Origin of the sequence: uncultured Mesonia sp., from assembly GCA_947499595.1 — a bacterium.
GTDB classification, from domain to species: Bacteria; Bacteroidota; Bacteroidia; order Flavobacteriales; family Flavobacteriaceae; genus Mesonia; species Mesonia sediminis.
Map to the genome: position 1 here is coordinate 110,287 of CANMOY010000005.1, position 18,812 is coordinate 129,098.

Genomic DNA, 18,812 nt, shown 5'->3' on the forward strand with positions numbered 1-18,812 from the left:
TTGATTTATAAGTTTTTTAAAATATAATTTGTCATTAATGTATACAAGTGCAAGCGGGTATTACCTCCGTAAATTCCATGGTTCTTATCGGGATAAATACGCCAATCAAATTGCTTGTTTTCCTGCACCAAAGCTTCGATCAATTGCATGGTATTTTGTACATGAACATTATCATCTGCACTACCATGTATAAGCAAAAAATGATTGGTATCGTCAAATTTGCTTACGTGCGTAATGGGTGAATTCTCATCGTAACCCGTAGGATTCTCTTGAGGTGTAGTCATGTAACGCTCTGTATATATAGTATCATAAAAACGCCAGCTTGTAACGGGTGCTACTGCGATGGCTAAATTGAATACATCTCCTGCTCTAAAAATTGCATTTGAAGACATATAACCACCAAAACTCCAACCCCATATTCCAATACGATCTTCGTCTATATAATCACGCTCCCCCAATAATTTTGCAGCAGCGATTTGATCTTCTAATTCATATTTACCCAATCCTTTTTGGGTGACTTTCTTAAACTGAGCTCCTTTAAACCCTGTACCTCGACCATCAACGGTAACAACTATATAACCTTGGTTGGCCAATAATTGGTACCAGTAATCATTAGTAGAAAAGTAAGTATTGGCCACCGATTGCGATCCGGGTCCTGAATATTGATACATCAGCATCGGGTATTTTTTATTCTCATCGAAATCATGGGGTTTAATCATGTACATATTTAAATCTTCGCCGTTTACACGGATGGTGCTTAATTCTTTTGGAGAAAAACCGTAGTCTTTTACTTTTTCTGCTAAAGCACTATTGTCTTGTATTTTACGTACCAACTTGCCATTTTTAGCTTGATGCAAAGTGTAAACGCTTGGCGTATTAACACTTGAATAATCATTGATAAAATAACTATAATCTGCACTAAAGTCTGCATTATTGGTTCCGGTTTTAGGCGTTAAACGCAGCTTATTTTTTCCATTAGCCAAAATGCTATATACATCACGGTTTACGCTACCGTTCTCTGTACTTTGAAAAAAGATTCTTCCCGTATTAGGGTCAAATCCGTAAAATGCCGTCACTTCCCAATCACCTTGAGTTACTTGGTTGATTAACTTACCCTTTTTGCTATAATGATAGATATGATTATAGCCGTCTTTTTCACTTGTCCAGATAAAGCTATTGTTGTTTAAAAAAGTAAGGTTATCGGTTACATCTACATACGCCTCATCACGTTCCTCTAGAATTACATCCGCTTCAAGCGAAGTTGCATTTACAAACAATAAATCCATTTCATTTTGATGTCTGTTTAAGGCCTGTACACTTAAAACATCTTTGTCTTTCGTCCATTTTAAACGCGGCAAATATTCATAATTTTTTGGCAGCTTAACCGACTTACTTTCTTTCTGGTTTAAATCAAAAATATGCAAACTCACTTTAGCATTATCATCACCCGCTTTAGGGTATTTAAACACCTGTTGACTAGGATATAATTGATTGTTATAACTCCCATAAATATCCATTGAAAACTCAGGAACACGGGTTTCGTCAAACTTCAAGTAAGCTATCTTAGAAGCATCTGCACTCCAATCAAATGCGCGAACAAAAGCGAACTCTTCTTCGTAAACCCAATCGGTAATCCCGTTTATGATTTCATTCTTTTTACCATCTTGGGTCAACTGAGTGGTGGTTCCAGAAGCTAAATCTTTAACATAAATATTGTTTTCGTATACATAGGCTACTTTGGTTTCGTCTGGCGAAAACTGTGGCTCTTGAACTGGGTGAGCAGCTAACATGATATTCTCTCCATTGTTTAAATTATAAACAAAGTAAATGGCGCGCGTAGAACGTCTATAGATCGCTTCTGTATTTACCCCCAAAAGCGCGAAATTTTCATTCGGACTTAACTGATAGGTTTCGAAATAATTAAGTTGTTTGATTTTATTTGAAGATAAAATATTTCTCGTTTGCTCGCCCGTCTCGTAACTATAGGCATCAACCCGCATATTTTGGTTACTGCGGTCATAGTGTTGCACTACATATTCTTTTCCGTTGTTTAATGAAGTTAAAGATTCCATATAGGCCGGCCTAAAAGCTCCTCCCCAAATCTCCTCTAAAGTAACTTGCTTATTTTGAGCACTTACCAAAAAAATACCCATAAAAAAAACTAGCGCGAAAGGCCTAAAAATTCTCATAATCTATATTTCATTTTTTTCGAATCCAAGTTTACTAAAAATTAACGGATTTTAACGGGTTTTTGTTGTTAAATACTAAGATTATGTTAAGCAAAAAATTAGCTTCATTATCTTCTTAGCTTTAAATTGAATTGAGCTTAGTATCTTTGCCCAGCAATAATTCAAATTTATAATGAAGCAAATTCAAGGTTTTTCTAAATTAAGTAAGCAAGATAAGATCGAATGGCTAGCAACTCATTTTTTTCAAAATGCAGATTTAGCCAAACAAACTTTGATGCAGTATTGGAATTCGAACCAACAACTACAACAATTACACGACGAATTTACCGAAAACACCATTAGCAACTTATACATTCCCTTTGGCGTGGCGCCTAACTTTTTAATCGATGGCCAATTCTATAGCTTGCCCATGGCCATAGAAGAAAGTTCTGTGGTGGCTGCTGCCAGCAATGCAGCTAAATTTTGGCAAAGCAGAGGCGGGTTTAAAACCGAAATTATAGGAACAGAAAAGGTAGGACAAATACATTTTACCTTTAACGGTCAAGCCGATTTTTTATTCTCACAATTCAATTCTCTAAAACAAAGCTTAATTGAAACGGCCAATGAGGTAAGCGCAAATATGATAAAAAGAGGCGGCGGACTTACGACAATTGACTTAATAGACAAAACCGATGCCTTAGAAAATTACTATCAAATTCATGCTTGTTTTGAAACCTTAGACGCCATGGGCGCCAACTACATCAATTCTTGCCTAGAAGCAATGGCTAAGCTTTGGGAAAACGAGTTGAATGCAGCATTAGCAAATAGCACCCATAAGCTTGAAGTGGTAATGAGTATATTATCCAATTATGTACCCAATTGTCTGGTCAAAGCACAGGTTAGCTGCCCAGTATCGGCACTAGCTGAAGATCAAGATAAAGCCAAACAGTATGCACAAAAATTCGTACAAGCTGTACAAATTGCTCAAGTAGAACCTTACCGTGCGGTGACACACAACAAAGGAATTATGAACGGAATTGATGCGTTGGTTTTGGCCACGGGTAATGATTTTAGAGCCGTTGAAGCCGGCGTGCACGCTTACGCTAGCCGAACAGGCACTTATCGCAGTTTGAGCGATGCGCGCATTGAAAATGATGAATTTATTTTTGAAATGAGCTTACCTCTGGCTTTAGGTACTGTAGGTGGCTTAACTAAATTGCATCCATTGGTTAAATTAGCTTTAGAAATGCTGGGTAACCCGAATGCTCAAGAACTTATGCGTATTGCCGCAGTTTGCGGATTGGCACAAAATTTTGCTGCCCTAAATTCATTGACCACTACAGGCATTCAAAAGGGACACATGAAAATGCACTTAATGAATATCTTAAACCAATTTCAAGCTACCGAAGAAGAAAAAACAACCATCGCCAAAATGTATGAGAACAAAACCATAAGCCATACCCAAGTAGTCGAAACCTTAAACGCCATGCGTGATGCAGCAAATTAGAGCAAACGGTAAGATCTTATTGTCTGGCGAATACGGGGTACTTGATGGAGCTCAAAGCCTGGCACTTCCTACCCAACTGGGTCAAATCTTTAGATTTGAAAAAATTAATGAACCAGAAATTCAATGGAAAAGCCTGTTTGCCGATAACAGCCTTTGGTTTGAAGTTATTTTTAAGCTTGAAAACAACCAGCTATTCGAACAAATAACGCCAGCAACCTCTGAAACAACCCGCTTAAAAGAAATCCTAGAGTACATTTTCATTAGAAAACCAAATTTAGCACAAACTGGCGGTTATAAAATAACCAGCCAGCTAGAATTTGATAAAGATTGGGGCTTGGGCTCTTCTTCTACACTTATTTACGCTTTAAGTAAGTGGGCAGGGGTAAATGCATACGAACTTCTCGAGAATACTTTTGGCGGTAGTGGTTATGATCTCGCTTGCGCGGATGCTAGCACAGCCATACTTTATAAGAAAACCAACCAACCGTATACACCAAGCGTACAACCTATACATTTCGCCCCCGATTTTAAGGAGCAACTCTTTTTTGTTTATTTAAATGAGAAAAAAAATAGTCGGGAGGCTATTGCGCATTATCAGCAGCTAAAAAAAAGTCAGCGCACCCATCTTATCGAAGTACAAAATAGGATAACCCAAAATTTATTGACTGCCCAAACCCTAACCGATTTTGAAGCTGTGTTAGAAAAAAGCGAATCGGTTTTAAGTAGAGTCTTAGGTATTAAAACGGTAAAAGAAGAGCGCTTTAAGGATTACCCCTATAGCATAAAAAGCTTAGGGGGCTGGGGAGGAGATTTTGTATTGGTAACCACGAGAAAAGCAAAAGATATGGACTATTTCATTCATCAGGGTTACACCAATTATTTTTCTTTCGAGGACTTTATAAAATAAAAAAAGCAACTTTAAAAGCTGCTTTTTTTATTTATAAACCTAGATCTAAGTCAAGGACTTAGTAAAACTTAGCTCTTTTATCTTCGATTTCTGCCGAATTCTTCAAAGCTTTCATCAAAGCATTAGTAGCTTGGTTGGCTCTTTCTTTCGACTCTCTCTCTGCAATCAGACGGTATGAATCTAGGGGTGTAGCAGCCGTTCTGCCAGTTACTTCTACAACATATATACCCTTTTCACCTTTAATTGGAGCGCTTGGTTTACCTTCAGGTAAAAAGAAAGCTGCACCCACTACTTGTGGTTCAGAACCTGCTCCTGGTAAGAACGGATTCTCTAAATTAACAGCGTTAGCATTTTTCACCCCAACCTGCTGGCTAGATGCTAAGTCTTGTAAACTCTCAAAGCTACCTATCTTATCAAGAAGAATTTTTGCTTGCTTTTCTTTTTTGATAATTGGTGTAACTTCTTCTGAAGCCTCTTCAACGGCCATTAGGCCTTTATCATACTTTTGTGTCAATTGTGCCACAACATATCCTGTAGGTACATCAAAACGTTTAATGTCGTTTACCCCTGTATCTTCATTGAAGGCCCACTGCACAATCGCTCTCTGGTTACCTAATCCGCCTAGAGCTTCATCCATCTCTTTGATACCGTTAATATCTTTAACCTCATAAGTATTTGATTTGGCTACTTCTTGAAAATCTGATTCGCCGGCTGCGATTTCGAATTTTGTAGTTTCAGCAAATAAATCATTACCCGTTTTTTCAGATGGTTCTATTTCTTTGGCAACTGTTGCAATTTTAATTGCCTTTTTAGGCGCTTTTTTCTCCTCAATCAAAACTACGTGAAAACCAAATTCTGTTTCTGTTACCCCTAAACTTGGTGAGGTATCTGCGAAAAGATAATCAATAAAGTCGGAGCTATTCGTATTTCTATAGTTTACCCAACCTAAGTCGCCTTCTTTATTTTTGGTAGACGCATCAGCAGAAAACTCCTGTGCGAATTCTTTGAATAAATCTTGATTGGATTTCAACTCTGTGCTTAAACTGTCCGCTAATTTTTTAGCTTCTTCTTTGGTACGTTCTAGATCTTGACCAACTGCAGTTCCCGAATAAGCTACCAGAATATGTTTTGCTTTTACAGAATCTGTCATTTGTTTTGACTCCACCACCTTAGAGGCTTTCCAGAAGTTATTATGTTTGTATGGCCCATATATAGCTCCGGTTTCGGTACTCATTAGTGCGTCTGCAAATGCCGTTGGAAGTTCATCTTTAAAACTAAAGCGATCTTCATAGGCTAAATCAGAATTCTCATTAATAAATTCTTGATAATCAGAAGTGTTTTTTAAGCCCTTGATTTCCTCTTCCATTTTAGAAACCTCATTGTAGATTTTTCTATCTTCTAATAGGCTCATCAATTCTTCCTTGGTTTCTTCGTCATCCGCTTGCGAAGGCTTTTCTTCAAAATACACATACTGTATAGCACGAGAAGCTTCGGTGGTATATTTTTTCTTATTATCTTGTAAATAAGCCTTAATATCTTCTTTACTTACTTCTACTTCTCCAGCTTTTTCGTAAGGTATTTGTACAAAATTCAAGTTAACTTGATCGTTTTGCTTTTTATAAGCTTGCTCGCCTTCAACTAAAGTTGCCCCAACACCTGCTCGCACAAGATTATAGTACAATTGTGCTTTGGCCTGTTGAGCAATATTATTTTCTATACTCACCCATTGCTGATATGCCTCTGGAGAGTTTGCCTTTAAATTAGCAATGTATTCTTTCATTTTACCAAAATCAAATTGTCCATTTTCATTGGTAAAATTTGGATTACCTGCAAATTGCTGCTTGATACTGTTGTTGATTTGATCGTTTCCTACCTGCAGGCCTAATTTTTCAAGCTGTTCACTTAACAAAGTCTGGTTTACTTGATTTTCCCAAACTTGCTTTACGGCTTGTGCTGTGGTTAAGTTCCCTCTTGAATTACGCTGAACCCCCTCAACTTGTCTTGCAAAAGCTTCACGGCTAATCTCCTCACCATTTACAACACCAATGATGTTTTGATCTTTAGCACCCGAAAATCCTCCACTTCTAAACAAATCAGCTAAAACAAAAGAAAATAAAGCTAATGCGATAATGATGATTAGAAAAACAGAACGTTGTCTAATTTTATTTAATACTGCCATTTTTAAAGGTTATTTATCTAAATATAGTGGGCGAAAATAAGATATTTATACAGATAATAAAATATTTTTCAAAGAAAAACTTAGGCTTATTTTTATTTTTTAAGCAATTTTCTATGGCTAATCTTAATCTTCTAATCGTTCAATTTGTACCAATTCAATTTTTGTGTTGGAAACTTCGAGCACTTTAATCTTATAATCATTCACCATGATTTGTCCTCCTTTTTGAGGAATTTCTTCGGTGTGATGAACAATAAGCCCACCAAGTGTTTCATAGTTTTCTTCTTCGGGGAGATCTAATTTATAGGTTTCGTTTATGTAGTCAACCTCCATTCTAGCCGAGAATTTGTACACGTTTTCGGCCAACTCTTCTTCGATGAGCACTGGTGCATCATGCTCATCTTCAATTTCCCCAAATAACTCTTCTACAATATCTTCGACCGTCATCATACCACTAGTGCCACCGTATTCATCTAGCACTACTGCGATACTTTTTCGTTTTTTAATCAGTAAATTTAATACATCTTTCACCAGCATAGTTTCGGGTACATACACCACTGGTATCATTATATCTTTTATACTTTGCGGATTTTTAAACAATTCAAAAGAATGCACATAGCCTATAATATCATCATTACTCTCTTTGTAGACCAGCAGTTTACTCAAGCCTGTGTCGGTAAAAATATTAATTAGGTTTTGTGGAGTTTCGGTTAGATCTACGGCAATAATTTCTGTTCGAGGCACCATAACTTCTCGAGACTTAACCTCTGAAAAATCAAGCGCATTTTTAAAGATTTGAATTTCTGAATCTATCTCATCATTTTCTTGAACGGCATCCATCTGCTCGTTGATATAATGCCCCAATTCTACCTTACTAAAAGCCAATTGCACCTCATCGCCCTCGGTTTTAAAAAAAAGTTTAAGCACTAAATCTGATATCCAAATGACAAATGCTGAAACCGGAGTAAAAAAGAGGTAAAAGAAATAAGCTGGTAAAGCAAAAAACTTAAGCAATGTATTGGCATATATCTGAAAAAACACTTTAGGCAAAAACTCAGCCGTAAAAAGAATTACCAATGTAGAAATTAAAGTTTGTGTAAAAAGCAAGGCTTCATTGACCAAATAGGAAAAAAAAGAGGGCGTATCTGAATTTACGGATTGTTGCAATAATTCTACTAACAAATCCCCCATAAAAAAACCATAAATCACTAAGGCTATATTATTGCCTACCAACATGGTTGCGATAAACTTGGATGGTTTTTTGGTAAGCTTTGCTAATACTTTAGCTAGAAAATCATTTTGTTTCTTTTCAATTTCAATATGAATTTTATTGGACGAAACGTAGGCGATTTCCATTCCTGAAAAAAAGGCGGAGAGAACTAAGGATAATAAAATTATAAAAAGATCTAACTCCATTATTGCTGATTGCGTTTCTCTACGCGTTTCCTAAACCTTCGCTTAAAAAAGAACATAAAGATTGCCAGAATTACAAAAAAACTAAATAAGTAAGCTTGGCTTCGGTCTTTATTCCAAAGCATAATCGTTTCATAAGTAAAGAAGGCTGCTATTACAAGGTAAGCATATTCAAAATATTTATACACTTTATTCATAGTCTATTGGTCTATAACCTGCATTCCTTTATTAGAACGCGAGATGAATTTATTAAATTTTTCATTAGCATCAAAACTTTCGCCGTTATTCACCGCTCCGTTTTTGAATTGAACCTGATAGGGTACATCAGAAAAAACCCACTGTTTAGATTGATCCCAATAAAGTTGATTAGCTTTAAGCACCACACTATCACTTGTAGTGATTACGACATTATTTTGAAGATCTACCAGATTCGTTTGTTCATATAAAATACCATAATCGGCTTTAATGGTATTTTTCTGATTTTTCTCATCATAAAAGTCAAGCTCTAAACCCTCTGGAAAAGCTCTATAACCAAAATCTAATTGTGTAAAGTCCTGCATCAATGGAGTTCTTAAAAAAGCTTTGATTTTACCACTATCGGTATAAACTAGTTTAATACCTTGACCAGATGTTTGTGGTTTTATTTCTTGCACCTCCCATTTTCTTACCGTACTCAGGCGTTCATTGCAAGAAAAAAACATTGCTGCTATAGCGATAGCAGCAATGTTTTTAAACTGAATAATTAGACTTTTTTTAATATACATCTTATCCTGGAATTCGAACGCTTTCTCCAATCCAGCATCCAATCTTGATGGTTTCCCCGGCTTTTCTACCTTCTTGGAAAACATCAGATTTCTGCGGTGCTCTTCCTCTATAACTTGCAGCGGCTTGCTTTGCAGATGAACTAATCGCCGGACTAACACGCGCTGCTCTTTCTGCATATTCTGCTGCCAACCAGTATACAGCACGTTTATTAAAAGTGGTATCTCCACAATTGTTTGCACTACTAGCATACATACTTGCTATTTGCAAATAAGCGCTACCCAAAGATGGCTGTATGCTTAAAGCTTTTTTATAGTAACTACGTGCTTTTGAGAAGCTTCCAGACTTTTTATAGTTCCCAGCAATCATCATATACACCCTAGCTTTATCGATTTTATTATCTTCTAAATCAGCCGACTGCTCGTAATACTCTAAAGCCTTGCTATACTTTCCGTCTTTAGCAGCCAATTGCCCCAAATAAAGCGCTGATTTAGCAGATGGTTCTTGTTTGTGTAAAGATTCAACTAATTTAAAAAACAAAGGATCTCCAGTACACTCTTTAGCCGATAAACGCTTAGCTGCTCTCTTTAACCACTCTACATCCTCTTTTTTAGCATCAAATTCTTTATTATATAATGGAATAAGGTTGTCACAGTCTGCTCTTTCTCCTAACAACCCGTTAATTCCTTGTTTAATTTTATTGAAATTATTTAAGTAGATATCAGTATTTTTTAAGATACGCTCTTCTTTACTACTTAGAGACTCACCTAGCTCTTGCTTTTTAAGCAAAGGTTCGGCTTGACCGGCACGATAAATTTCTTGTTCTTCAATTTTTTGAATTAACTCATCATACATTGTAAAAACCTCTTGTAAGTCACGGTTTCCAGCATCTTGTTCAGCTACCAAAATATTAAAGTAAACATAAAGCGTACGTGGGTCATTTACATTCTCTTTATCTTCTTTCCAGGCTTTCTCATACCAACTCAATTGCTCGGCTGCTGTACCGATTTTATAATCGTACATTGCCTCTGCGATGTTGGCATAGGTTTCTCCTTTTGAAGTTTTTGCCGGGAAATTTTGGAGTCTTAATTTATAATTCTCTATCAATTGCTCGGCATATTGTTTTTGCAAATCTGCATCATCTTTAGTAGACTTAGCAAAATGCTTTAACATACGATCTCCGTACTGATACAGGCTAATGTGATAATCTTGACAAGATTTTATCAATTTTTCATAATAAGGTTTTGCTGCTTTGTAATCTTTCACCTTGGCACTTTGCGAAAACAAAGATAAAGCTCTAGCACAATCTACCTCTTGAGCAGCAACAGATTGATTTGCAAAAACACCAATGGCCAATAAAATTAAGAATTTGATTTTCATAGTATTTGAATTGTCTCTATTGATTTTAATTGTATTTTCTTTTTATAAACCACTTATCATTTAGTGATAAGCCCACAAAGAAACTAAAAAACTTTTCTTCAACCAAGTTGTTTTTGGTAGTGCCTCTTTGGCCATACTCAACTCCAAGGTTGATATTGGTTAAAAAGTCTCCTGCTGGCAATCCAACTCCAAAAGATATGCCAAACTCATCAATACTCTCTTGATTAATCGCTAAACCTAACTCCTCATAACGTAATCCTGCACGGTAAGTAACTCGTTTAAAGTACCCTGTAACATCATTAAAATTAGGTATATAATACCCACCTAATTTATAAGAATGTCCCGTATTAAACGCTACATTATTTAAACTATACGAACGATTTGAAAATTTATTCGCCTCGGTAATTTGGTATTCAAATCCGGCAAACCACTTTCTAGGTTGCCCTATACCCGCACCAAAACTTGAGACTGCACCCAAGTCTAGCTCACTATCGGCCACAGCGATCTCACGTTCCTCTGCCACTAACTCATCATCTCCTAAATTAAGCACAATAGTAGCCAATTGTCGTTCGTTTTTTGCATTTAAAGTACTAGCTGGCGCATAGGTTGCAGATGCTGTTAACTGCAATTTATCTGTTAGCATTTTCTCATAATGTGTACCAAAATTAAATCTAAAACCGCTAAGGTCTGATCTATTCTTTTCTCGGGTACCAAATTGAACGTTCTGTTGTCTTAAAATACTTTTATTCTTTATGTTACCAAAGTAATAACCACCTTCAACACCTACGCTAAGCTCAGGTAAAACTTGATAAGCTGCTCCTAAGTAAAGTTTATTCACGCCACCACTTCCGCTAAAGCTAGCTTCGCGATCCTCGGTGAAGTCACCCATTTCGTAACCTACAGAGCTAAATGGTTTAAGTCCAAAACCAAAACCAAATTTACCTGCAGGAAAAGCTAGAGCGACATAATCTAATCCTGTAGCAGTAACTTTGCTTTCTGAAATATTATCACTTATGGTATTGCTAGTATGCGATGCACCCACACTAAAAGTGGTTAAACCTAAACCAGCATATCCTGCCGGATTCTGGAGGTTGATGTGAATACTATCTGATTTGATGCCCAAGCCACCCATAACTCTATTTTCTACGGTACCGCTAAACTTATTGGTACCCACCCCAAAAAAGGAGTATGGCGATGCGGTGTTATCTTGTGCAAATCCTGCAAAACCTAGAAAGGTTAAGAGAATAAAAAATGTTTTTTTAATCATTTATTTAAATTAAATTCTAAAATGTAGTTTAATCCTTTGGCCAGAAAATTGGGCGCTGCAAATATGCTATTTTTTAACCGCTTAGACAAAATTTCGTGGTCTCCCCCAGTAAAAATAACTGTTAAATCGCTGTATTTTTTCTTATAATCATTTATAAAGCCATCTATTTCTCTGGCCAATCCTTCAGCTGCGCCAATCTGCATTCCTGTTTTAGTTTCATCTCCTATCAAGGGCAGATCATCAAAAGGCTGATCCCGTAGATCTGGCAATCCAGCGGTAAAAGAATGCATGGCGGCAAACCGCATTTTTAAACCTGGCGAAATTGCCCCTCCTAAATATTCATTTTGATCATTTATAAATTCATATGTCACACAAGAACCAGCATCAATAACCAAAACATTACGTGCAGGGTAATAACCAACGGCAGCGGCAGCCAAAGCAATTCGATCTTTACCCAAAGTTCTTGGAGTGGCGTATAAATTACGAAAAGGAAGAGAGGTTGTTGCAGATAAATGTATAAATTCAATTTGTTGAAGCTTAAAAACCGATTCTAATTCAGGAATCACTACACTCACATTACAAATAATCGCTTTACGGATTTGATTTTCGGATAAAACTGAATTTATTTTTTCAACCAAACTGTCACGCTCTACGCGCCACCAAGCAACAATATTATCCTGCTGAAAAACAGTCACTTTGGCAAAAGTATTACCGATATCTAAAATTAAATTGCTCAATCCCTTTCATTTTATTTCACAACAAATGTAGTTTTTTTTATCAAATTATTTGGTAGAATGTAAAAATGAATATATATTTGCCACCGCTTACAAGCACTGGTGCCTTAGCTCAGTTGGTAGAGCAAAGGACTGAAAATCCTTGTGTCCCTGGTTCGATTCCTGGAGGCACCACCGCAAAACCTCGACTTTTAGTCGGGGTTTTTTGTTTTAAACCGGTTAAGCATTTTCTTTATATTATACACAGCGCTACCTTAAATAAATTCTATGTTGGAGAAACATTGGACGTCCAAAATAGATTAAAGATGTACAATGAAAATAGCTTTAATAAGTCATTCACAAAGGCTGCAGACGATTGGAAACTAGCACTCGCTTTTAAATGCAGAAACAAAAACCACGCGCTTTATTTAGAGAATTTCATTAAAAGAATGAAAAGCAAAAAGTTTATACTTAAAATTATAGATCAGCCAGATATCTTAAATGACATTATTAATAAAAAATAGTCCCTGGTTCTCCCGAAGCATAGGGACTAGAGGCACCACCGCAAAACCTCGATCTTTTGATCGGGGTTTTTGTATAATTGTCATAGCTAACTTATGAGGATAGACCGAAAAATATAGAGACAACCACAGAAAGAATAAAATAGCTCAATGATTTTAAACTATTAATTTATTATTCATTCTTTGTCACCTTATACTTCAACACACTAAATTGCTCTTCTTCAAATTGAATACCATATTTTTCATTTAAAAAGTTTTGTAAAGAAGTAATGGACATAACTGAATCAAAGTTTATATTATATCCTCGTAAATTTTCTTGCCCTTTACCCGTAGTAACCTTTACCCCATATAGATCTTGAATAACACTGGCTAATATTTTTAAATTAGCATTACGCATATTAACTATGCTACCGTTTTGCTCTACACTAGTGTTTTGATTGTTTTCTGCCACATAAATATTTATTTTATCATTTTCTAGACCTAAAGTATAACCTTTTTCTAACTTTTGATTTTTATTTATGTGTAAATCATAATACTCAACAAACTTTTTTAATATAAGGTTTTTTAGCGCTGTAGCATCAGAGCCTCTATACTCTAAAGTGTAAAAATTTTTATCAATTCTGTTATCAACAATAACATCTTTTAAATCAACATCTAGAAGAAAAGAAATTAAATGTCGCAAATCTGCTCCTCTTACTTCATAGCCATTTTCTAGTTTTTTATAGGAATAATATTTTGCACACTGAATATCATTATCTTCATTCGTTTTATTTTTACCTTCATAGATAGTATAGCTAATAGAATCGCTATGCACTTCTTCTATAACCTTCATACTTCTTGCTTTATTCTGACAAGAAGCCAATACGCTAACTGCCATAAAAGCAACCACCAGCGTATTAACTGAATATAAAATTCTATAATTAATTTATTTTATTTTCGATTATTCTGCAAGGCAAGTCTAATCACTCTTAAAATCACAGGGATTAAGACTAAAACAGCCAAAAAAATACCTGTAACTGAATGAAAATTATTGCTCCAAATAGTTTTAAAGCTATAAAAGTAATATAGCTACGGAAAAAATAGAAATATCGCGGTCTTTATTCATTATTCTTAATAGTCTTCCTTACTACAAGTAGCAAAAACCATACTTGCTAACAACCTAATAAAAGGTACTCTAAATAAATTTTTCATTTTATTTTTTAAATTTAATTATACTTTTTTAGATGTATGGCCAAACACGATTGCAAGAAAAAAAATAATATCTAAAAATTTAAAATGTTAAAATTTTATCTCAATTACTAAGTTTATATGATAAATGTATCGGTAAAAATTATATTCTTAGGATTAGTAGTACAAATAAACCAATTTATATATAATTTTACGCTTTTACAAATTAATCAAGACAAGGTGTAATTAAAATAGGATAATTGGTTTAACCTTTCCTAGTAATGACTCAATAATACCAAGGGCATATAATGTATTCAAACATTTGCAAAGTAAAATTTTAGACTGGTTAGTCCCATTTTTAGTCCGCCAATAATCACTTCTCTAATCTTTTATTAGTATTTTTCTTAGCTGGTGCTTTGGCCGATAGAGGTCCTAGCACAGACTCATCCAAGTAAACACCATTTTGGTGCATATCGGCTAGAATAAATTCATCTTTTTCTTGATCTGATTTTTTTAAACTGTTCGGATTCATAACTTTTTTTCTAAAACTTAGAATAAAAACGCCAAACAGAAAAAATACAAAGCTTTAATTCATAAGTAACTAACTATTGTTTATTGCCTAAGAAAAATTAGATAATCAGAACTACCTTTTAAGCGTAAAGTGCGATTTAAACACTTTTATATTTCCCTGATATTTATACTCTACTTGAAACCAATAATCCGCAGACGGCATTTGTTTTCCGTTAAAAGAACCGTCCCAACCTCGCTTTCGCGGATTGGTAGAAGTAATTAATTTACCAAAACGATCGTAAATGTAAATTTTAGCCTCTGGATAATCGTACATATCGTTAATATTCCAATAATCATTTATTCCATCGGTATTTGGGGTGAAAAATTTAGGATAATTAATAACCTGAATCTCTTTTACTACCTCGCCACAATCGGCATATTTACCTTTAGCACGTACCAAATGAGGGCCAGAACCTACTCCGGTAAAATAAGGACTTTCTTGGTAAGGCTGATCATCGATTTGGTACATCATTTCACCCTCAGCTTTTATCAGCTCAACAAAAACCTCTGCTCCCCCAGAAAAGGGCTCAGACACATTAACTTTAATCTCTGGTCGGCTAGAGGCATAAACCTGAACCGAAGTTGCGTAATAGCCACAATCCTCTACATGGCTAATCTCTTTTAACTCTACCTCTATTTCAAAAGTACCTGCCTGAGTAACCTCAAAGTTAACTCCTTCATGCACCAGTTGATTTTCTAGGTACCAATAGACATTGTACTTATTTGGATCAAGTCCCGTTTCTAGAAAAGCTGTTGACAATAGTTCACCTGTTTCCGGGTCTAAACATATAGCAGCCGGTTCTAAATTCAGTTGTTTTATCGGGAATATTTCTATCTCGAATCGGCCTTCACTTATGCAACCATCCATTAAATTAGAAGAGGCTTGTACATAAAAAATATACTTTCCTGGCTTTGTTAAACGCAATGCATTTGGACTTACAGGTTTACTGAAGTTAGGATCTACAAAAAACCTAAAATCTTGATTTTCTTGAGCCAGATCTGGCAGATATAATTCTCCGCAGTGCGTATAGTGCTCAAAAGCGCTTAAATCTATTTTAGGTTCTACTTCTATCCTAAAAGAGGTTTGATCAAAACACGTAAATCGATCTCCTTTTTGAGCAAAAATATATACTGTTTTACTCTCTTTGATTTCGGTTCCAGGTTGAAGTTTCTGCCCCTTAGCATAAGGTTCGGTAAAATACTCCCCTACTGCTAATTGAGGCAACACAAAAGTCTCACAAGCAAGAACATCAGGTAACTGAGTTGCCTCTACGCCCTCTACATATACGGTAAAAGAATCTTCATTGTCGCAACCCACTAAACTGCTAGACTCTTTATACAAAAATAACTTCTGAGTAGAATGAATTAGGTCACCTGAAAAGTATTCATTTCCACTTCCATTAGGGCCACTAAAGTATTTTGCACCTGTTATCTCTGGTAATTCGTAAGTATCACAAGTATAAACATCGGCAAAATTAGGCACTACGGGTAAGGGAATTAAAGTTACGGTAAAAGAGGTCTCGCTCATACAAGTAGTGGTAGCATTATTGATAAATATGGTTTGTGATTCTGCTATCACATCGCCTGGAGCTAGCATTTGCCCACCCCGTTTTTTCTCTGTAAAGTATTCACCATCTTGCAAAGGAGGCAAAACAAAAGGAGTACTTGCACACTGCACCACATTGGGCAAAGTGTCTACCTTAGGTTTATCAAAAATGGTTACCTCAAAGCTCAGGTTTGTTGTACAATTTGGTGATGTAGTGGTTTCTGCAAAATAATATATGGTTTGAGAAAACTTAATTTTAGTTGTTGATGTGAGTAGGTTTCCTTGACCGTTAGGCAAGCTATAAAACCCACCTACTTCGACCTCGGGAAGTTGGAAAGCTCCACAGGAAACAACATCGTCAAATTGAGGGGTTATGAATACAGTGAATTCTGATTGGTTTGCGCATCTACCATCAAAGTTAAAGGCATAAAGCGTGGTGGTCTCGGTGATGGTCGTTCCTGGTAACAATTGGTCACCGGCACCGCCAGACTGTGTGTAATAATTACCATGAGTCAAGGCAGGTAAGGTGTAATTGTTACAGGTAATTACATCTGCTGGTTGATCTACTGGAGGCAAAGGAAAAACCTGAAAAGAAAAGGTATCTTCTTTACAGAATACACCATTCACTTCGGCATAATAATAAATGCTAGCGTCATTATAATAGATGGTACCCGGCGGAATTATTTTTCCGCCACCAGATGGTCCACCAGGCAAAGTATAAAAATTGCCCGCAGGTGGAGATGGAACCCGCATAAATTCGCAGTATTCATCTTTTATACCATACTCTTCAATGAGTTGAACCGTAAAACTGCTTTGGTTATAACAACCTGCATCTGTTGGACCGTTATAAATATAATAGGTTCCGCTTTCATCTATTACGTCGCCTGCAAAAAGCGGGGTTCCGCCACCTTGCGCTCGGGTAAAATAATTACCGTGTGTCAAGGGCGGCAAAGTGTAAGTACTACACTCAATAACATCGGGCAACTCATCTACCAAAGGCAGTCCATTTACTTGAATTTGAAAACTGGTAAATACGTAACACTCAGGCATATATCTATCGGTTACTTTTACATAGATGTTCTGGTTATTTGAGCGTCGACTAGGAGAAACAGAAAAGGCTCGGTAATCTTGAATTTCATTTTGACCAGCTTCCAAATCAGCTTGACTGTAATAATAAGCAAACATATAGTTTTGGGTATGGCCTACTAAATCTTCGTTTACCTGAGTGAGATCTACCAGATGTGTTTTTGTAATGTCGCACAGTTGAATATCTTCTAACGGCCCTAAGTGAATTTTATCCGCTACTTCTAACTTAAAGTCGATGATTTGGGTACACCAATTATTATTATTTTTAGCTTTCAGTTTGATGTAAACACTTTGGTTGGGTGTACCCGCAAAAGCCGTAATATTTGCCGCAGGTATAGGTAAATCACTATTCAAATCTTGCAAACTGGCATAATAAAAAAGCTCATAATCTGATGGCGATACACCTAGAATCTGGTGATTATTGACGGTTAAATCCCAGAAATAATTAGCTCGATCGTCGTAACATATCTTTAAATTATTAGCTTCATTTATTTGCACTTGTGTCAATTGTATCTCGTCGGTTAAAAGACAACCTGTATTATTTTCGGTAACCTCAACACTATAATCCCCAGGATTGGTCACCGTAAGGGTATTGGTATTGGTGTAGTTCACCACGCTACCATTCATTTTCCATGTATGGTTATAAAGCTGAGTATCTAATCCCGTAGTCAAGGTTTTAGATTGCCCCAAACAAATGGCTTCATCGTCTCCAAGATTTACATTGGTTTGAAAACTACCAGCCTCCAAAAAGATGGCCGAATCAAAATTAGCATCGTTAGAATCTGCTATTAAAAGTTCTATTTTATAGGTATCACCTGGGACAATTTGAGCCGAGGCTTTCATCACCTTGGTATACCCTCGCATATTTAAACCCGCATTGGGTTGATTTACCAAATATTCACCAAACAAATGTTTATTATCTGATGAACAAGAATTGTTATAAGCCTTGTCTTTTATATTCTTTACGGAGACAGGGGTAGTTGTTCCGGGTATTACCGCTAGATTTTGTGATTGCCCAGTATTAAGATTGGTCAATACAAACGCAAAAACATCACTAGAAACACATTGCCACTGCCCATACTCATTTGAAGCAAAGACAAAATTAAAACTGAAGTCATGAGACAAAGGAACAAACTCAAACGATAAAAATGCCACGTCGGTAATTTGAGCGTGTTGCCCAGAAGCGGCATTTAAATTTTCTAAGTAGGCGTTAGTATTTTGATTTATTTGAGAACTCAGGTGGTTCCCTGAAAACGGACCTTCGCTATGCTTTGCGTTTCCACTTCGAATAATCACGCCTTCCTCAATAGGAAAATTACTGTTGTTTTGAGAAAAATAACCAACCGCTTGACTAGATGACATCTCGGCATTGAATAAACTAGAACAAGCATTATTCAATAACATTTCACTTAAGTCTTGTGCATTATATGTATTCACATCTACCTGCACATTCTGACTAAATCCAATATTGAAGATCAAAAAAACAACCAACACAGCATATTTCATAGCAACTCCTAATTTATTCTTAAAATCGATGGCAAAAATAATCGATTATCTTAATTTTTACACGATTAAAGGTATTTTATTTCGGATAAATAACAAATTTTTTTTTAATAATTTTTTAACATA

General features: G+C 36.0%; 14 protein-coding genes and 1 tRNA gene. 4 read left to right on the top strand and 11 right to left on the bottom strand.

Translation table 11 applies throughout. The features are described 5' to 3' along the window. Nucleotides 1-5: 5 nt before the first annotated feature. The gene (locus ACH2AZ_RS07625; protein ID WP_394907351.1) at nt 6-2,189 is read right to left on the bottom strand and encodes a S9 family peptidase; all 2,184 of its coding nucleotides are present in this window, start codon (nt 2,187-2,189) and stop codon (nt 6-8) included. A 169-nt stretch (nt 2,190-2,358) separates the two neighbouring features. On the opposite strand from ACH2AZ_RS07625, the gene ACH2AZ_RS07630 reads away from it, so the two are divergent. Both ACH2AZ_RS07630 and ACH2AZ_RS07635 read left to right on the top strand, forming a co-directional pair. Continuing rightward, a complete protein-coding gene (locus ACH2AZ_RS07630) occupies nt 2,359-3,675 on the top strand; it encodes a hydroxymethylglutaryl-CoA reductase, degradative (protein ID WP_394907443.1) in 1,317 nt (438 codons plus the stop codon). Then, nucleotides 3,662-4,582 carry a GYDIA family GHMP kinase gene (locus ACH2AZ_RS07635; RefSeq protein ID WP_394907352.1) on the top strand — a complete coding sequence of 307 codons (921 nt, stop codon included), beginning with the start codon at nt 3,662-3,664 and terminating at the stop codon, nt 4,580-4,582. Before ACH2AZ_RS07630 ends, ACH2AZ_RS07635 begins: the two co-directional genes overlap by 14 nt. A 58-nt stretch (nt 4,583-4,640) precedes the next feature. On the opposite strand, the gene ACH2AZ_RS07640 is transcribed toward ACH2AZ_RS07635, so the two are convergent. The 7 genes from ACH2AZ_RS07640 to ACH2AZ_RS07670 all read right to left on the bottom strand — a co-directional run bounded on the left by ACH2AZ_RS07640 (nt 4,641) and on the right by ACH2AZ_RS07670 (nt 12,317). Continuing rightward, nucleotides 4,641-6,761 carry a SurA N-terminal domain-containing protein gene (locus ACH2AZ_RS07640; RefSeq protein ID WP_394907353.1) on the bottom strand — a complete coding sequence of 707 codons (2,121 nt, stop codon included), beginning with the start codon at nt 6,759-6,761 and terminating at the stop codon, nt 4,641-4,643. 123 nt (nt 6,762-6,884) lie between these two features. After that, nucleotides 6,885-8,174: a hemolysin family protein gene (locus tag ACH2AZ_RS07645; RefSeq protein WP_394907354.1), complete on the bottom strand. Its 1,290-nt coding sequence runs from the start codon at nt 8,172-8,174 to the stop codon at nt 6,885-6,887. Further along, nucleotides 8,174-8,368: a hypothetical protein gene (locus ACH2AZ_RS07650; RefSeq protein WP_394907355.1), complete on the bottom strand. Its 195-nt coding sequence runs from the start codon at nt 8,366-8,368 to the stop codon at nt 8,174-8,176. Before ACH2AZ_RS07650 ends, ACH2AZ_RS07645 begins: the two co-directional genes overlap by 1 nt. Nucleotides 8,369-8,371: 3 nt before the next feature. Continuing rightward, a complete protein-coding gene (gene lptC / locus ACH2AZ_RS07655) occupies nt 8,372-8,935 on the bottom strand; it encodes an LPS export ABC transporter periplasmic protein LptC (protein WP_394907356.1) in 564 nt (187 codons plus the stop codon). Between the two features lies 1 nt (nt 8,936). Then, the gene (locus ACH2AZ_RS07660) at nt 8,937-10,313 is read right to left on the bottom strand and encodes a tetratricopeptide repeat protein (RefSeq protein WP_394907357.1); all 1,377 of its coding nucleotides are present in this window, start codon (nt 10,311-10,313) and stop codon (nt 8,937-8,939) included. A gap of 25 nt (nt 10,314-10,338) precedes the next feature. Continuing rightward, nucleotides 10,339-11,580, bottom strand: coding sequence for a hypothetical protein (locus tag ACH2AZ_RS07665; RefSeq protein WP_394907358.1), 1,242 nt, complete (start codon nt 11,578-11,580; stop codon nt 10,339-10,341). After that, nucleotides 11,577-12,317, bottom strand: coding sequence for a type III pantothenate kinase (locus ACH2AZ_RS07670; protein ID WP_394907359.1), 741 nt, complete (start codon nt 12,315-12,317; stop codon nt 11,577-11,579). Before ACH2AZ_RS07670 ends, ACH2AZ_RS07665 begins: the two co-directional genes overlap by 4 nt. Nucleotides 12,318-12,415: 98 nt before the next feature. On the opposite strand from ACH2AZ_RS07670, the gene ACH2AZ_RS07675 reads away from it, so the two are divergent. Both ACH2AZ_RS07675 and ACH2AZ_RS07680 read left to right on the top strand, forming a co-directional pair. Next, nucleotides 12,416-12,488 (top strand) — tRNA-Phe (locus tag ACH2AZ_RS07675). Then, nucleotides 12,473-12,817, top strand: a complete 345-nt coding sequence (locus ACH2AZ_RS07680) for a GIY-YIG nuclease family protein (RefSeq protein WP_394907444.1) — start codon at nt 12,473-12,475, stop codon at nt 12,815-12,817. Before ACH2AZ_RS07675 ends, ACH2AZ_RS07680 begins: the two co-directional genes overlap by 16 nt. A gap of 169 nt (nt 12,818-12,986) precedes the next feature. Here the strand turns inward: ACH2AZ_RS07680 and ACH2AZ_RS07685 are convergent, their stop codons facing one another. The 3 genes from ACH2AZ_RS07685 to ACH2AZ_RS07695 all read right to left on the bottom strand — a co-directional run bounded on the left by ACH2AZ_RS07685 (nt 12,987) and on the right by ACH2AZ_RS07695 (nt 18,689). Continuing rightward, a complete protein-coding gene (locus ACH2AZ_RS07685) occupies nt 12,987-13,646 on the bottom strand; it encodes a hypothetical protein (RefSeq protein ID WP_394907360.1) in 660 nt (219 codons plus the stop codon). 708 nt (nt 13,647-14,354) lie between these two features. Beyond that, nucleotides 14,355-14,513, bottom strand: coding sequence for a hypothetical protein (locus ACH2AZ_RS07690; RefSeq protein WP_394907361.1), 159 nt, complete (start codon nt 14,511-14,513; stop codon nt 14,355-14,357). Between the two features lie 111 nt (nt 14,514-14,624). Beyond that, nucleotides 14,625-18,689, bottom strand: a complete 4,065-nt coding sequence (locus ACH2AZ_RS07695) for a choice-of-anchor L domain-containing protein (RefSeq protein ID WP_394907362.1) — start codon at nt 18,687-18,689, stop codon at nt 14,625-14,627. Between the last annotated feature and the right edge of the window lie 123 nt (nt 18,690-18,812).

What these genes read in the sequence shown, in the direction of transcription:
- ACH2AZ_RS07645 (WP_394907354.1), bottom strand. Translation starts at nt 8,174, where the DNA reads ATGGAGTTAGATCTTTTTATAATTTTATTATCCTTAGTTCTCTCCGCC.
- ACH2AZ_RS07695 (WP_394907362.1), bottom strand. Translation starts at nt 18,689, where the DNA reads ATGAAATATGCTGTGTTGGTTGTTTTTTTGATCTTCAATATTGGATTT.
- ACH2AZ_RS07635 (WP_394907352.1), top strand. Translation starts at nt 3,662, where the DNA reads ATGCAGCAAATTAGAGCAAACGGTAAGATCTTATTGTCTGGCGAATAC.
- lptC (WP_394907356.1), bottom strand. Translation starts at nt 8,935, where the DNA reads ATGTATATTAAAAAAAGTCTAATTATTCAGTTTAAAAACATTGCTGCT.
- ACH2AZ_RS07625 (WP_394907351.1), bottom strand. Translation starts at nt 2,189, where the DNA reads ATGAGAATTTTTAGGCCTTTCGCGCTAGTTTTTTTTATGGGTATTTTT.
- ACH2AZ_RS07650 (WP_394907355.1), bottom strand. Translation starts at nt 8,368, where the DNA reads ATGAATAAAGTGTATAAATATTTTGAATATGCTTACCTTGTAATAGCA.
- ACH2AZ_RS07640 (WP_394907353.1), bottom strand. Translation starts at nt 6,761, where the DNA reads ATGGCAGTATTAAATAAAATTAGACAACGTTCTGTTTTTCTAATCATC.
- ACH2AZ_RS07665 (WP_394907358.1), bottom strand. Translation starts at nt 11,580, where the DNA reads ATGATTAAAAAAACATTTTTTATTCTCTTAACCTTTCTAGGTTTTGCA.
- ACH2AZ_RS07660 (WP_394907357.1), bottom strand. Translation starts at nt 10,313, where the DNA reads ATGAAAATCAAATTCTTAATTTTATTGGCCATTGGTGTTTTTGCAAAT.
- ACH2AZ_RS07685 (WP_394907360.1), bottom strand. Translation starts at nt 13,646, where the DNA reads ATGAAGGTTATAGAAGAAGTGCATAGCGATTCTATTAGCTATACTATC.
- ACH2AZ_RS07690 (WP_394907361.1), bottom strand. Translation starts at nt 14,513, where the DNA reads ATGAATCCGAACAGTTTAAAAAAATCAGATCAAGAAAAAGATGAATTT.